The sequence below is a fragment of the Streptomyces sp. NBC_00663 genome (genome assembly GCF_036226885.1).
GTDB lineage: Bacteria > Actinomycetota > Actinomycetes > Streptomycetales > Streptomycetaceae > Streptomyces.
On sequence record NZ_CP109027.1, the window covers coordinates 6,256,950 to 6,271,270 of the forward strand.

Below are 14,321 nucleotides of genomic sequence, written 5' to 3' on the forward strand. Positions count from 1 at the left end.
CTCAGATCCCCTCCACGGGGCGGCGCCGCAGCCGGTGCAGCCGGTGTTTGAGGAAGAGGCGTAGGGCGGTGTCGTTCTGCCCGACGTGGACGCGGGGCAGGGCGAGGGGGCCGTCGAAGGGGCCGGGGTCGATGGCGCAGGCGTACCGGTAACCGGCCTCCCGTACGACGTCGACGGCGCGCTCGTCGAGGGCGCCGTACGGGTAGCAGAAGCCGCCGGCCTCCGTGCCGGTGATGCCCTCCAGCGCGGCCCGGCTCTCGACGACCTCGGACTTCAGCCGGAGGTCGTCGGTCCCGGTGAGGTCGACGTGGGTGAGGCCGTGAGAGCCGATCTCGATGCCGGCCCGCGCCGCCTCCCGGATGCCGTCGGCGGTGAGCAGCGGCTTGCGCGGGCCCAGCGGATCCCAGGCGTTGTCGCCGCCGAGCCGGCCGGGCAGCACGAACAGGGTGGCGCCGAAGCCGTGCCGCCGCAGCACGGGCAGGGCATCGGTGAGGAAGTCGGCGTACCCGTCGTCGAAGGTCAGCCCGACCAGGCCCGCGCGGTGAGGGGCGGCCAGCAGCTCGGTCACGGAGACACCCCGCAGACCACGACGGCCGAGCCAGGCCAGCTGCCGGTCGAGGCGGTCCGGGGTGACCGTGATGCGGTACGGGTCGTCGGAGCAGTCGCCGACCGAGTGGTACATCGCGATCCACGGAACAGTGCGCGGTCTGACGGGAGCGGCGGAATCAACGGGTGCGGCCATGCCTGAGCCTCCGCGTGAGGGTGCGTACGGATCGGAGTGCGGGTACGACGCCCTGGGCGTCCAGCGCCCAGGCGAGCAGGACGAACACGGCGACCACGGTCGTGCCGCCCGCGGCGAGCCCCGGCACGGCCGAGGGCACCTGTTCGGCGACGAACGTCCCGGCGATGGTCGCGACCACCGCGGCCCGCGCCGGCTTGCTCAGCTCGCCCAGCACGCCCCGGACGCGGACCGGCACACTGCGCGGACCCATCCCGGCGAGCAGCACCACGGCCGTCACGGTGATGCCGGAGGCGTTGGCGGCGGCGATGCCGAGCACACCCAAGGGGCCCACGGTCCAGGCGCCGATCCAGGACGTGACGACGATGCCGGTGGCCATCGCGGCGACCGGGTACCAGCTGGGCCGGCCGGCCGAGAAGTACGACCGCACGAGCACGCCGGTCAGGGTCTGGCCGAGCAGCCCGAGGGCGTACACCCGCATGACGTCGGCGGTCGCGGCGGTGTCCCGGACGGTGAACGCGCCCCGCTGGAAGAGGAGTTCGACGATCTGCGGGGCGCAGGAGATCACCACGGCCGCACCGAGCAGCAGCATGCAGCAGGCCAGCGCCAGGTCCCGCTCCACCCGGTCGCGGGCCCGCTCGACGTCCCCGTCGGCCAGCGCCCGCGCGACCACCGGGAAGGTGACCGTGCACAGCATCATGGACAGGGTCATCGGGATCTGGGCGACCTTCTGCGCGTAGTTCAGGTGCGAGATGGCCCCGGCGTCGAGCGTGGAGGCGAGGAAGCGCTCGATGAGGGTCTGCGACTGCCGGCCCAGGGCGAAGAGGAGCACGGTGGCGACGAGAGCGCCGGTGACGGCCCGCTCGGAGGTCCCGGCGGCCGGCTCCTCGATGGCGGGGGCGGTGGTCCTGCGTCGCAACTGACGGATGAACGACGGCAGTTGGACCAGCACCATCAGCCCGCCGCCGACGGCCACCCCGATCGCCGCCGACCGCACGCCCCAGTGCCCGCCCAGCACGAACATCGCCGTGATGATGCCGGTGTTGTACGCCACGTAGATCGCGGCCGGCGCGAGGAACCTGCGGTGGGCCCGCAGGGCCGCGCTGCAATACCCGGCGAGACCGAAGCCGAGCACGCAGACCGCGGTGAGGCGGGTGCAGTCGACGGCGAGGCCCGGGTCGGGCAGGCCGGGCGCGAGGGCCTCGACGAGGTAGGGGGCGGTGCCGGCGATGAGCGCGGACGCGGCGACGAAGGCGAGCGAGAGGCGCGGCAGCGTGCTGCCGACCAGCGCCCGCACGGGGTCGCCGGGAGCGCCCTGGGCCCGCCGGGCCAGCGCCAGGCTGAACGCCGGGACCAGCGCGAAGGCCAGACCGTCCTCGATGAGCAGAGTCGAGGCGAACTCCGGGATCGTCCACGCGACCAGGAAGGCGTCCGTCTCGCTCCCCGCCCCGAACAGCCGCGCCAGCGCCTGGTCCCGGACAAGCCCGAGCAGGGCACCGGCCGCGGTGAGAACGGCGGTGATCAGGGCGGCCCTGGCGAGGAATCCACGGGAGGCGGGGGCGACATCGGGGCTGTCGGCGGCTGGTACGGCGGTGCGGGCGGCCGGGAGAGCCACGGCGACGTCGGCACAGGCGTCGGCGTCGGCCTTCGTGTCTTCCTTGCCCCGGGGCGACCGGGAAGGCGTCACCCTCATCGCGCCGCCGCCTCCTCGGTGCGGGTGGGCACCGGAGGCGGCGCCGTTGTCACGGTCTCGCGCGGGCCGCTCCCGGCCAGCCCCCACCACGCCGCCAACCCGAAGCACACCGCCGTCAGCACCGTCGACGGCCCGCCGATGTCGGCGTACATGAAGTCGGTCAACTGCCACACCAGCAGCCCGCAGGCGACGAGTCCGCAGTCGAGCCCCCGGCCGGAGGCGACCCCGGTGCCGGAGCGCCGCACCCGCGCCAGCCCCCGCAGCCCGCACACCAGCAGCGCCAGCCAGCCCCCCGCCAGTGCGAGCAGCCCGATCAGGCCCTGTTCGGCGAGGATCAGGAGGTACATGTTGTGCGGGGACAGCAGCGGCTGCTTGCGGAATGCCGCGCCCGCGCCCTCCGTGTCGCTGCCGGCGGACAGCGCGAGCGAGGCGTGGGCGTCCCGGTGTTCGGGGAAACCCTTCAACCCGACGCCGGCCAGCGGCTGTTCGCGCCACATGTCCACCGCCGCCGCCCACATGGTGTACCGGTCGGTGACGGACTGGTCGGGTGCGTCGGTGACCTGCGTGATGCTGTCGACGCGTTCCTGGAGCATCGCCGAGCCGACGCCGAAGCCCCCGACGAGGACCACCCCGAGCGCGGCCACCACGGCGCCCACCTTCAGCGCCCGCCGCAGCCCGGCCAGCACCAGCTGCACCGAGCAGGTCACCGCGGTCGCGATCCATGCCCCGCGGCTGAAGGACAGGGCCAGCGGGACGAGCAGCGCCAGCGCACAGCACGCGGCAACCGCCCGCTGGCGTACGGCGGTTGTGCCCAGCGCCAGCCCCACCGCGCAGATCAGCCCGAAGCAGACGACGGTCGCCATCCCCATCACGTCCTGCGCCCCGAAGGTGCCGACGGCGCGGATCTCCTGGCCCTGGTACGAGGCACCGGTCCCGGTCAGGAACTGGTGCACGCCGATCGCCCCCTGCCACAGGGCGAGCCCGACGAAGGACCAGGCGAGGACACGGAAGTCACCGCGGTGCCGGATGAGGAGCAGGACCGCGGCGGGGACGAGGACGAAGATCTGGAGGTAGCGGCCCATGCCGGTGATCCCCGCGCCCGCGGTCGCGGCGCCCGTGGCGGCGATCGCCAGCCCGAGCACCGGCAGGCCCAGGATCACGGCGGCGGTACGGGACAGGGGGCGCCGCCGGTCCCGTACGAGACGGATCCCGCAGTACAGCACCATCAGCGCGGAGACCGCGTCGGCCGGACCCGCGCCCCCCTCGCCGCCCGGTCCGATCGGCAGCCCCAGCAGGGCGATCACCACGACGGCGGGGAGCACCGGCAGTACCCGAGGCGGCCTCATCGTCAGCTCCCCGTCGGACGGACGAGCGCGGCGGCGGTGCGGGCGAGGATGCAGATGTCCTGCCACAGCGACCAGTTGTCGATGTACGCGTTGTCGAAGCGGGCCCGGTCCTCGATCGAGGTGTCGCCGCGCAGGCCGTGGATCTGGGCGAGCCCGGTGATGCCGGTCTGCATGCGGTGACGGGCCGCGTAGCCGGGGTACATCTGGCTGAACTGGCCGACGAAGTAAGGCCGTTCGGGTCTCGGGCCGACCAGGCTCATATCGCCCCAGAAGACGTTCCACAGCTGGAGCAGCTCGTCCAGGGAGGTGCGCCGCAGGAAGCGGCAGAACCAGGACATCCGGCGTTCGTCAGCCACGCTCCAGCGGGTCGCCGACTCGTGTTCGTCGACCGGGCGGTGGGTGCGGAACTTCAGCAGCGTGAAGGGGCGCCCGTCCTTGCCGATGCGTTCCTGGCGGAAGACGACACCGGGTCCGTCGGTCAGCCGCAGCACCACCGCGCACACCAGCAGCAAGGGGCTGACCAGCAGCAGCAGCGTCCCGGCGACCAGCACGTCAAGGAGCCGCTTGCCGAGGCTGCCGGGCCGCCGGCCGCCCATGTCGAGCCGCCGGCAGGCGTACCCGGCGAGCTGGTCGCGGGAGGCGTACGAGGGGGCGTCCGCGTCGACCTCCCACACCGCGCAGCCAGACTCGGCGAGCGCCCGCAGCAGCGGCCCCTGCCCGGTCCGTACGGAGGGATGGACGACGAGGACGTCCCGGACGCCGTTCTGGATGAGCGCCCGTTCGACCTCCTCGCCGGTGGTCAGCACGGGCAGGCCGTCGCTGCCGTCGGGCTGCTCGGCCACCACGCCCACCGGCCGCACTCCGCAGCGCGGGTGGCGCAGCAGGCCGGCGGCCACGCGCTGCGCGGTGGCCGCCGGGCCGATGACGAGGGCCGCGCGGGGCCGGCCGCGCAGGACCGTGCGGCGCCGCCAGTGCACGGTGCCGCGGGTCGCGCAGGCCGCGGCCGTCTGGAGCAGGAAGCCGGCGGCGAGGGTGCGGGCGTCCAGGGCGTGCTGGGGGGCGTACGCGGCGACGAGCGCGCCGAGGGCCAGCCAGGCGACCGCGATCCGGCCGCAGACGGTGGGCAGTTCGTCGAGGACGCCCGGCACCGCTCGCGGCAGCTGCGGGCGCAGCAGCATCGACGCGGCGACCAGCAGGGCCGCGTGCAGCGGCTGGTGCGCGGTGCCGGTGAGGGCGAGGGCGCCCAGCAGGGCGGCCGCCAGGTCCGCGGCGAGCAGCGGCACGGGGGAGACGGGCCGGGGCTGGGGGCGGCGGTGCGGGAACCGGAAACCGCCGGTGACACCGCGCGACGCGAGGACCGAGACGGGCGAGAAGCCGGGGTCCCGTGGCTGCCCGCCGGGCGAGGGGAGGGTGCTTTCCGCGGTCACGAGTGGATCGACTCCCTGTACTCGGAGGGCATGACGCGGCCTGTCGTACCGAGCAGTTCGCGGTACAGGTCCGCCACCGCCTCGGTGGTGTGCCGCACGTCGTGCGTGGCCAGCACGTGCCGGCGCCCCTGGTGGCCGAGCGACTCGCACAGCAGGGGATCGAGCAGCAGCTCGGCGACGGCCGCGGCGAGCGGCGCGGGACGCTCCGGCGGGACGAGGCAGTGCGCCGCGAGCTGCGGCGGCAGGCTCTCCCGGGCGCCGTCCACGTCGCTCAGCACCACCGTCCGCCCGCACGCCATCGCCTCCAGCGGGGCGAGCGCCATGCCCTCCCAGCGCGAGGGCAGGACGACCAGATCGGCGGCCTGGTACCAGCGGGCGGTGTCGGGGACGTCCCCCGCGAACAGCACCGACTCCGGTGCCAGGGACCGCAGTTCGTCCCGGTCGGGCCCGTCACCGACCAGCGCGAGCCGGGCCCGCGGCACCTGCTCCAGCACCGCCTCCCACGCCCGCAGCAGCACGTCCTGCCCCTTCTGCCGGCACAGCCGCCCCACGCACACGACGAGCGGGGCGGCGGGATCGACATCGGGCAGGAGAGAGGCCCGTACGGTGCCCACCGCGGCGGGGTGGAAGCGGGCGGGGTCGATGCCGTTGGGAACGACGCCGAACCGCCCGGCGATCCCGGCGCGTACGCCGGTCGTGCGCTCCGCCTCGCTCACGCACACCACCCGGGAGGCCCAGCGCGCTCCCCACCGCTCCCACTTCAGGGCGAGTGCCGCGGTGGTCCCGCCGACCGCCTCGAACGACCAGGCGTGCGGCTGGAACACGGTCGGGATCCGTCCGCGCACCGCGAGCCGTCCGGCGAGACCGGCCTTCGCACTGTGTGCGTGCACCAGTTCGGGCCGTACCTCTTCGATCACCCGTGCGAGCCGCCGCACCTCGCCCGGGAGCGAGGGCCCCGGGGACCGTGTCGCGGACCAGTGCCGTACCTCGGCGCCCAGCGCCCGCAGCCCGTCGGCGAAGGGCCCGCCCGGACAGGCCACCGTGACCCGCGTCCCGGCCGTGAGCTGGGCCCGGACCAGGTCCGTCACGACCCGGGCGACCCCGCCGTCCACAGGCTGCGTCACATGCAGGACCCGTGGCCGAGGGTCGGTTGCTGACTGGTGCATTGCGCGGTTTCCTCGCTCACGGATGGCACTCGGGACGGGCGGGAACGCGCCTCAGCTCTGGGCGTCGACGGCGACGAAGAGCGCGCCGGCCCACGCCGCGTCCCGCTGGGAAACGAGCCGGAAGGCCAGCTGGTCACCACCGCGCCGCAGAGCCGTGCCGAGATCGAACACATCGGAGTCGTAGCCGAGCGTGTTCACATACGACGGGACACGCGACGCCGGCCGCTCGCCGGGCTCGCTGATCGTCGAATTCAGCACGTCGGAACGGGGGTTGGCGGCGTTGGTCAGCACGACGGGGGCCCGGCGATCGGCCGAGAGGGTGAGACTGTCGCCCGTACGGCCGCGGTCGCCGTCGTAGGCGACGAGACCCACCCGGCCGGAGGCACCCTTGGGGAAGCGCAGTCCGCGCGGGCCGAGATCCCGACCCGTCCCGAGCGTGTCGAAGCCGTCCCACAGGGCGAGATGCCGCAGCGGCTCCGCCGCCTTCTCGTACGCCACCACGAGCGTCCAGCCGCCCCACGCGCCGGCCGTCGACCTCCCCATCGCCACATTGACCTGAGCGACGGTGTACAGCCCCGAACCGCTCTCCCGCACCAGCTTCGTGACGTCCGCCGAGGCCTGGAAGGCGTCCGCGCCCTGGGCCACCCGATGGCCGACCAGGGTGTCGGCGAGGACCTCCTTGTACTGGCCGCCGGGCTCGGCGATCAGCACCCGCCCGTTGTCCTTCGGCGGCTTCTGCTCGCCGACACGGAGGTTGCCGCCCCAGTACAGGCGCGCGTACGTGGCCCGGGCGCCCTCGGGCAGCCGGACCTCGGCGCGGGAGGAGTTGTAGGTGTTGGGATCGGTGTCGACGTCGACGTAGAACATGTCGAAGTCGCCGTTGACCGCCGCGCCGCCCTCGCGGACGCCCGGGCAGGAGGGCTCGGCCGCGGTCGCCCGGCAGCTGATCGAGGCGTTCGCCGCGCGGACGATGCCGCCGTGCTGGAGGGCCCGGTACCGCTGCGCGAACGGGAGCCGCTCGGCCTCGGGGGAGGGCGGCGCGGTGGCCAGGGCGCCGCCGGGTACCCAGAGCGTGGCGAGGGCTAGGGCTCCCACCGTCGCTCGGCGCAGCAGCGGACGCAGGGATTGGCGCATGACCGGGGTTGCCCTTCCGGGAGGTTGCGGGGCAGGGGTGGGACACCCGGGTCGTGATGCCAGGGCGTCAATGAGTGCGATTTGCTGGCTATAGGGGTGCGTCGGGAGGTCCGCAACTCTAGTGGCTATGCGTATTAATCCGTTGAAAGCGGACAAGTGTGTCGGAATGGTGAAGTCGGGGCCTCTCGCGAGATCACCCCATTGGCGGCACAACTCCCGCGCGCGCCGCGCGTTGACACAGCGCCGGGCATCCGCCCGGGTGTTTGTGTCAACCCAAGGAGCACCTCTCCATGTCGCGTATCGCGAAGGGCCTGGTCCTTACCTCCGCTGCTGTCGCGGCCGTCGCCGGCGGTGCCGGCATCGCCGCCGCCGACGCCGGCGCGCAGGGCGCGGCCGCCCACTCCCCGGGCGTCCTGTCGGGCAACGTCGTCCAGGTCCCGGTCCACATCCCGGTCAACGTCTGCGGCAACACCGTGAACGTCATCGGTCTGCTGAACCCCGCCTTCGGCAACACCTGCGTCAACGACTGACGTCGGCTCGCAGCCCTTGACCGGCCGTCCTCCTGTGGTTCCCCCGCAGGAGGGCGGCCGGTTCGCGTTGCCCCGAATGGGGGGATCGGGCGCCGACACGGTCGGCGGGGCTTGACAGGCCGTCTCACCAGGGAGGACGCCCGGGCCGGGTGGTCACTCCACGCAGTTCATCGGTTGCAGGCGGTGGCGGGCGCTTTCACGGTGGGCACAGGTTCCGTCCCCACCGAAAAGGAAATCTCCATGCCCGCACGTCGTATCGCGTCCACGGCCCTCAGCGCCACGCTCCTCATCGGCATCGCAGCTCCAGCCGCCGTGGCGGTCGACAACCAGTCGAAGGCCGAGCGCATCGAGGCGGCGGCCAAGGCACCCCTGCCCGGCGTCGACGGTCTGCTCGCCCAGCTCAAGGCCCTGGGCGACCTCGGGGGCCTGCTCACCCCGGTCACCGACGTCCTGAACACCGTGCTCAAGGCCGACGACGGCCAGATCTCGCCCGAACAGGCGACCCAGCTCCTCGACAGTGTGAAGGCGGCCATCGCCAAGATCACCGCCGCGGCCCCGGTCCCGGTGCCGGAGACCCCGCTGACGCCGACCACCCCGTCGACCGCGACCGTCCCGACCACTCCGCCGGCCGCCACCGCCCCGGCCACCGAGCTGCTGCCGCTGCCCACGGCCAAGAGCGGCGACGACTCCAAGGCGCCGTCCGCGGACGCCGTCGGCGACGCGCTCGCCGCCCTCCAGCAGGCGGTCAGCGACCTGCTCGCGGCGGCCACCGGCGGCGACCCCACCAAGGTGGTCCCGGCCGCGACCGCGGTGGTCGGCAAGCTCCTCAACGCCATCCTCGCGCTGCTGCTCAGCGGCGGACTGCCGCTGCCGCTCCCGGTGCCGCTGCCGGTGGACACCGGCGCCGCGACCGGCGCGACCGACACCGTGGGCGGCCTGCTGCCCACCTCCTGACCGCCGTTCCAGCCGTGGTGCGGGCCGAGGGGCCCGCACCACGGCTGTTCTGTTTTCCTATTGTTTTTTCTTGGGTCTTTCGGGTTGCAGAAAATTTCTGCGTACGGGGTTTCCGGGCCGTAGAAGAATCGTTAGGCAAGGCGTCAGAATTCTCTCTGAAAGGAACACGATGAAGTCCCTGAAGGCTGCCGCTGTTGTTGCCGGTTCCGTGGCCCTCGCGAGCGCCGCCGCGCCCGCGTTCGCCTACAGCACCGCCGACGTCACGCCCACCAGCCTCACCGGCGCCGTGAACACGCTCACCAGCGGTCAACTCGCCCCGGCCGACGTGATGCCGCTCCAGCACCAGTCGAACGCGCTCGACACCGAGAACAAGGACTCCGTGCTCAACACCGTGAAGGGCGCGACCGCCACGCTGAACTCCAGCGGGCTGCTCGGCGGTCTGCCGGTCGGCGGCTGAGGTATTGCGCGCCTGTCGCACAAGGGTCGATTCCGCGTCGTACGGAATCGACCCTTTGTTTTTCCCGGGGTTTTCTCGGTGTGTTCTTCCACGGCGTGTTCGAGGAAAAGTCCCTCGATCGTGTGGACCGTGTGCGGTGCGTCGCCCGGTCGAGTGAGAACGGACCGGAACCCGTTCGGACCCGTCGATATGGTCGCGCGGTGACCTCAACCTCAAGCCAGACCCGCCCCTTCAACGCCGCCGACCTCGGCACGCTCGTCGTCATGGCCTGGAGCGGCGAGGCCCCCGACGGCGACATGCCCTATCTCCTCGCCTACACCCTCGGGGACGCCGCGGCCGGACCGGAGGCCTCCACTGCCGCCGTGGAAGCGCTGCTGGAGAACAACGGCCTGCCCGTCGGCGGCGACCTCGTCGACGGCAACGCCCGCCCGAGCCTGCCGGTCAGCCTGCTCGTCGAGTCCGGCACGGCCGTCGTCAACATGCCCGGCTTCAACGCCCAGTGCACCCCGCCGCCGGAGTGGCTGGAGGCGGTCGCCGAACGCGGCTTCGCCTACTTCGTGTTCACCACCCGCCCCTGGCCCGAGGCCCAGCCGGGCAAGCCCGTGGAGCCGGAGGCCCTCGCCGCCTTCGCCGGCGCCGACGAGACGCTGAACGCCGCCGCGCACGTCGTCCTCCCCGCCCGCAGCCTGCGCGGCTGACCGTGCGCACCGCAGGGGGCAGCCGCGGGTTCGCCGTACTGCTGGTGCTCACCGGGGCGGCCGGGCTGCTGGCCTCCTGGGTCATCACCCTCGACAAGTTCAAGCTGCTGGAGGACCCGGACTTCACGCCCGGTTGCAGTCTGAACCCCGTGGTGTCCTGCGGCAGCGTCATGCAGAGCGACCAGGCCTCCGCCTTCGGGTTCCCCAACCCGATGCTGGGCCTGGTCGCCTACGCCGTCGTGATCTGCGTCGGCGTCAGCCTGTGGGCCGGGGCGCGCTTCCCCGGCTGGTACTGGCTCGGCTTCCTCGCGGGCTGCCTCTTCGGCATCGGGTTCGTGTCGTGGCTTCAGTTCCAGTCGCTGTACCGGATCAACGCCCTGTGTCTGTGGTGCTGCCTGGCGTGGGCCGCCACGATCCTGCTGTTCTGGTACGTGGTCGCGTTCGTCGTACAGCACCGGTTCCTGCCCGCGCCAGGCTGGTTGCGGGCCTTCCTCGACGAATTCACGTGGGTACCGCCGGTGTTGCACCTCGGGATCGTCGGAATGCTGATCCTGACCCGATGGTGGGACTTCTGGACGAGCTGACCAAAGTGCCGTCCTACTAATGCGGCAGTCGGGGGAATCTTGCGCTGGTGGCTGTCCCAGGATCGTTACGCGGTACGGACGTTGAGCCCGCCGAATCCTGAAAGGGACCGTACCTGACATGAAGTCGACCACCCGAGGAACCCTTGCCGCCGTCATCACGGGCGTCGCTGCCGCGGTGGGCGCCACCGCGACCCCCGCCGCGGCGGTGGACACGGTCCCCGTTCCGGTGCCGCTGGACGGCGTCGAGCAGTCCCTCAACGTGGAGCTGCCCAAGATCGGTGGCGAGATCCCGCTGCCGATGCCCGGCGCCCCCGAAGGCCCGCGCTATGTCGAGGGGCGACTCATCCCCGAGCGGGTGATCCCGCAGCTCCCGGTCACCGGCGGGCTGCCCGGCGCGGGTCTGCGCGCGCCCCTGCCGCACATCCTCGGCGACGAATTCGACCACGTCGGCGTCGGCGCCCCGGCCTCCGACCTGCGCACCCTCGCCCCGGGCCTGACCCTCGACGCCCCGCTGACCGCGCCGAACGCCGACAACTTCGGCCTGCCCGCGCCGAAGCTGCCGCAGGTGGGCGTGCTCACGCCGGTCCTCCAGACGGTGCCGGGCGCGGACCTGGTGGCGGGGCCCGGCCTGTAGCGGCGTCCCGGCACCCGTAGCCGCGGCCTGGAGCGCAGAGCAACCCTTCCCGGGAGCCCGTACGGCTCCGTCCGGACCACCGGACGGTGACCGTGCGGGCTCCTTCGCGGTTACCGCTACGGATCAACCCAACCGGGAGGAGCACAGGATGGTCGTCAGTGTCGGCGGAGTGGCCGGGGGCGCGGCGGGTGCGGTGGCGAGTGGCGTGGCGGTCGGGGCCGATCCCGTGGCGGGCGGGCAGGCCAGACCCGGCCCCGTACCGGGCGTCGTACGGGGCGGTGGCCGACGGGACGTCCTGCGCGGGCTGTTCGCCGCGGCCGGGGCGCTGGCGCTCGCGCCGCTCGTCGCCGCCTCGCGTCCGCCGCACAGCGCGGACAACCCCGGCGAGATCGCCTTCGACGAGACCTACCGCGGCCGCCACATCCGCGGCATCAAGACCTCCGCGGGCCGCACCTTCGGCGCCGACTCGTGGCATGTCACCGTCGACGGCCGCCAGCTCGAACTCATGCGCCGCGCCGACGGCACCTGGCTGAGCATGGTCGACCACTACCGGTCGTACGACACCCCTCTGGAAGCCGCTCGCGCCGCCGTCGACGAACTGGGGCCGGGGCAGCAGCTGCGCGAGACGCACCTGGGGCACACGGGGAGCATGGATGACATGGGGGGTATCGGTGGTATGAGCGATATGGGGGGACGTCATGGTGTACGTCCGTAAGGACGCGAGCACGCTCACGAGCGCGGAGAAGCGACGCTTCGTGAAGGCGATGCTGGAGCTCAAACGGCGTGGTGAGTACGACGAGTTCGTCCGGATGCACATCGACTACTACGTCACCGACGGCGAGGGCGGACTCCGTACGGCCCACATGGCGCCGTCGTTCCTGCCCTGGCACCGCCGGTTCCTGCTGGACCTGGAGCGGGCGCTGCGCCGGATCGACGCCTCGGTGACCGTGCCGTACTGGGACTGGACCAAGGACCGCAAGGCGGGCGCGACGCCCTGGACCAAGGACCTGCTCGGCGGCAGCGGACGGCGTTCGGACCGGCAGGTGACGACCGGGCCGTTCGCCTACGCGTCGGGCAACTGGACCCTCAAGGAGGGCGTCACCGACGGGGAGTTCCTGACCCGGGACCTCGGACGCGCCCGCGACCCGATCGAACTGCCCACCAGGGCCGAGCTGGAGTCGGCGCTCGCCGACCCGGTCTACGACGTCTCGCCCTGGGACTCGACGTCGGCGAAGGGGTTCCGCAACCGGCTGGAGGGGTGGGGGAGCGGGCGCGGCTCCGTCGCCTGGCGCAATCACAACCGGGTGCACCGCTGGGTCGGCGGTGCCATGGTCGGTGGCGCCTCCGTCAACGACCCGGTCTTCTGGATGCACCACGCCTTCGTCGACTTGCAGTGGTACCGCTGGCAGCACCGGCACCGCGGCGCCCGCTATCTGCCCGCGAAGCCGGCCGCGCCGGGCAGCGCGCAGTACCGGCGGATCGTGGCGCGGCACGAGAAGCTGCCGCCGTGGGGCGTGACGCCGGACTCGCTGGAGGACGTCAGCGGGATCTACCGCTACGCGTGACGTCTCCTCACGGCGGCACGGGAAGAGCCCCGGCGCTCGGAGTGCCGGGGCTCTTCGGGACTGACGGGAGGTCAGTCGCCGTAGCCGTAGCCGCCCTTGTCGTCGATACCGTCGCTGACGTTGGCGCACGTGTTGCCGAACGCCGGGTTCAGCAGACCGATCAGGTTGGCGGTGTTGCCGCACACGTTGACCGGAACGTGGACCGGGACCTGGACGAGGTTGCCGGACAGGACGCCGGGCGAGCCGACGGCCTCACCCTGGGCGCCCGCGTCCGCCATGGCCAGACCGGCGCCGCCGAGCGCCATGGCACCGGCGCCGAGGGCGACTCCGGCAGCCTTCGCGATGCGAGACATCACGTTCTCCTTTTGGATCGATGACCGCGCGGCGGCAGGACGCGCCACCGCACTTCCCCTTCAACGCCGCCGCTCACGGCTGGTAACGGCGATCATGTGCGGATCACCCTTTTTGAACAGGGGGAGCGGGGCTGGGCCGGCCGGCGGGGGCGAACGGCGGGGCCGGAAAATCGCTTAGCCGGGGTGTGGGCACTCCACTAGCCTCCGGGCATGACTACCGACCCGCTCATCCGTTTGTTCACCGACGAGAACCGGGTGCGCGTCTTCGCCGCGGTCGCCCTGGGGGCCGGAACCCCGGAGGAGGTCGTCCGGGCGGCGGGGGTGCCCGTGAAGGAGACCGCGCTGGCACTGCTGAAGCTGCGGGAGCAGGGGGTGGTGGCGGCCGGCGACGAGGGTCGACTCGCCGTCGCCTACGAGCAGTTCCGGCAGGCCGCGCGTGAGGGGCGGGAGACGGCGGCGCAGGGCGCCGGGAACCCCGGGTCGGGAGACGCGGACACCGACCTGGTCCTGCGGACCTTCGTCCGGGACGGGCGGCGGCTCGTGCGGCTGCCCGCGCAGTGGACCCGTAAGAAGCTGGTGCTGAAGTACATCGCCGAGCAGACCTTCGAACCGGGCGTCGAGTATCCGGAACGGACGGTCGACGAGAAGCTGCGCGGCTGGTGCGAGGACGGCGACATCGACCATGTGACGCTCCGGCGCTATCTGGTGGACCTGGAGCATCTGCGGCGGAGCGCGGGGATCTACCGGCGGGTGGCCTGAACACCTCGGTGCGACGAGGCCTCGTACGAGGAGGAAGGGCGCCCCCGGCAGGACTCGAACCTGCGGCCAAGCGCTTAGAAGGCGCCTGCTCTATCCACTGAGCTACGGGGGCCGGGTGTGGTGGCCTCGTGTCTGGTGCCCGGGTGTGGGCTGATCCGTGACGTTGCCGGGGACAAGGATAGAGCTCCCGGGTCCTTGTCCCTGTTGCTTCGCCTCCGTGGCTCAATGTGGAGGTTCGGTGAAGCGGTCCTGATAATCGCAGGCAGGTACGAATCGTGCATC

At 72.6% G+C, this 14,321-nt stretch carries 16 protein-coding genes and 1 tRNA gene; 9 read left to right on the forward strand and 8 right to left on the reverse strand.

The annotated features are described in order from the left end of the window. Window position 1: 1 nt before the first annotated feature. The 6 genes from OG866_RS28610 to OG866_RS28635 are packed head-to-tail and all read right to left on the reverse strand — an operon-like array spanning window position 2 to window position 7,505. Window positions 2-742 (reverse strand): polysaccharide deacetylase family protein, encoded by a 741-nt coding sequence (locus OG866_RS28610; protein WP_329339052.1) that lies wholly within the window; start codon window positions 740-742, stop codon window positions 2-4. Beyond that, entirely contained in the window at window positions 726-2,432 is a 1,707-nt protein-coding gene (murJ, locus tag OG866_RS28615) for a murein biosynthesis integral membrane protein MurJ (RefSeq protein ID WP_329339054.1), read from the reverse strand. The genes OG866_RS28610 and murJ overlap by 17 nt, the downstream gene beginning before the upstream one ends. Further along, on the reverse strand, window positions 2,429-3,778 hold the full coding sequence (locus OG866_RS28620) for an O-antigen ligase family protein (RefSeq protein WP_329339056.1): 1,350 nt from the start codon (window positions 3,776-3,778) through the stop codon (window positions 2,429-2,431). The genes murJ and OG866_RS28620 overlap by 4 nt, the downstream gene beginning before the upstream one ends. Window positions 3,779-3,780: 2 nt before the next feature. Further along, window positions 3,781-5,205, reverse strand: a complete 1,425-nt coding sequence (locus OG866_RS28625) for an exopolysaccharide biosynthesis polyprenyl glycosylphosphotransferase (RefSeq protein WP_329339057.1) — start codon at window positions 5,203-5,205, stop codon at window positions 3,781-3,783. After that, window positions 5,202-6,371 carry a glycosyltransferase gene (locus OG866_RS28630; RefSeq protein WP_329339059.1) on the reverse strand — a complete coding sequence of 390 codons (1,170 nt, stop codon included), beginning with the start codon at window positions 6,369-6,371 and terminating at the stop codon, window positions 5,202-5,204. The genes OG866_RS28625 and OG866_RS28630 overlap by 4 nt, the downstream gene beginning before the upstream one ends. Window positions 6,372-6,422: 51 nt before the next feature. After that, a complete protein-coding gene (locus tag OG866_RS28635) occupies window positions 6,423-7,505 on the reverse strand; it encodes a DUF3344 domain-containing protein (protein ID WP_329339060.1) in 1,083 nt (360 codons plus the stop codon). 290 nt (window positions 7,506-7,795) lie between these two features. On the opposite strand from OG866_RS28635, the gene chpG reads away from it, so the two are divergent. The 8 genes from chpG to OG866_RS28675 all read left to right on the forward strand — a co-directional run bounded on the left by chpG (window position 7,796) and on the right by OG866_RS28675 (window position 12,927). After that, the gene (chpG, locus tag OG866_RS28640; protein WP_329339061.1) at window positions 7,796-8,035 is read left to right on the forward strand and encodes a chaplin ChpG; all 240 of its coding nucleotides are present in this window, start codon (window positions 7,796-7,798) and stop codon (window positions 8,033-8,035) included. Window positions 8,036-8,275: 240 nt separating this feature from the next. Beyond that, window positions 8,276-8,989, forward strand: a complete 714-nt coding sequence (locus OG866_RS28645) for a hypothetical protein (RefSeq protein ID WP_329339064.1) — start codon at window positions 8,276-8,278, stop codon at window positions 8,987-8,989. Between the two features lie 169 nt (window positions 8,990-9,158). After that, the gene (locus OG866_RS28650) at window positions 9,159-9,446 is read left to right on the forward strand and encodes a hypothetical protein (protein ID WP_329339066.1); all 288 of its coding nucleotides are present in this window, start codon (window positions 9,159-9,161) and stop codon (window positions 9,444-9,446) included. Between the two features lie 200 nt (window positions 9,447-9,646). Beyond that, window positions 9,647-10,144, forward strand: a complete 498-nt coding sequence (locus OG866_RS28655; RefSeq protein WP_329339067.1) for a DUF5949 family protein — start codon at window positions 9,647-9,649, stop codon at window positions 10,142-10,144. 2 nt (window positions 10,145-10,146) lie between these two features. Then, the gene (locus OG866_RS28660; protein WP_329339069.1) at window positions 10,147-10,728 is read left to right on the forward strand and encodes a vitamin K epoxide reductase family protein; all 582 of its coding nucleotides are present in this window, start codon (window positions 10,147-10,149) and stop codon (window positions 10,726-10,728) included. A 118-nt stretch (window positions 10,729-10,846) separates the two neighbouring features. Next, the gene (locus OG866_RS28665) at window positions 10,847-11,362 is read left to right on the forward strand and encodes a hypothetical protein (RefSeq protein WP_329339071.1); all 516 of its coding nucleotides are present in this window, start codon (window positions 10,847-10,849) and stop codon (window positions 11,360-11,362) included. A 148-nt stretch (window positions 11,363-11,510) separates the two neighbouring features. Next, window positions 11,511-12,077, forward strand: coding sequence for a tyrosinase family oxidase copper chaperone (locus OG866_RS28670; protein WP_329339073.1), 567 nt, complete (start codon window positions 11,511-11,513; stop codon window positions 12,075-12,077). Then, entirely contained in the window at window positions 12,061-12,927 is an 867-nt protein-coding gene (locus OG866_RS28675) for a tyrosinase family protein (protein WP_329339075.1), read from the forward strand. Before OG866_RS28670 ends, OG866_RS28675 begins: the two co-directional genes overlap by 17 nt. 71 nt (window positions 12,928-12,998) lie before the next feature. Here OG866_RS28675 and OG866_RS28680 read toward each other — a convergent pair whose 3' ends face one another. Further along, window positions 12,999-13,280, reverse strand: a complete 282-nt coding sequence (locus OG866_RS28680) for a chaplin (RefSeq protein ID WP_329339076.1) — start codon at window positions 13,278-13,280, stop codon at window positions 12,999-13,001. Window positions 13,281-13,490: 210 nt separating this feature from the next. Between OG866_RS28680 and OG866_RS28685 the strand changes: the two genes are divergently transcribed. Then, window positions 13,491-14,039, forward strand: coding sequence for a DUF2087 domain-containing protein (locus OG866_RS28685; protein ID WP_329339077.1), 549 nt, complete (start codon window positions 13,491-13,493; stop codon window positions 14,037-14,039). 39 nt (window positions 14,040-14,078) lie between these two features. Here OG866_RS28685 and OG866_RS28690 read toward each other — a convergent pair. Continuing rightward, window positions 14,079-14,151, reverse strand: a tRNA-Arg gene (locus tag OG866_RS28690). Window positions 14,152-14,321: the final 170 nt, after the last annotated feature.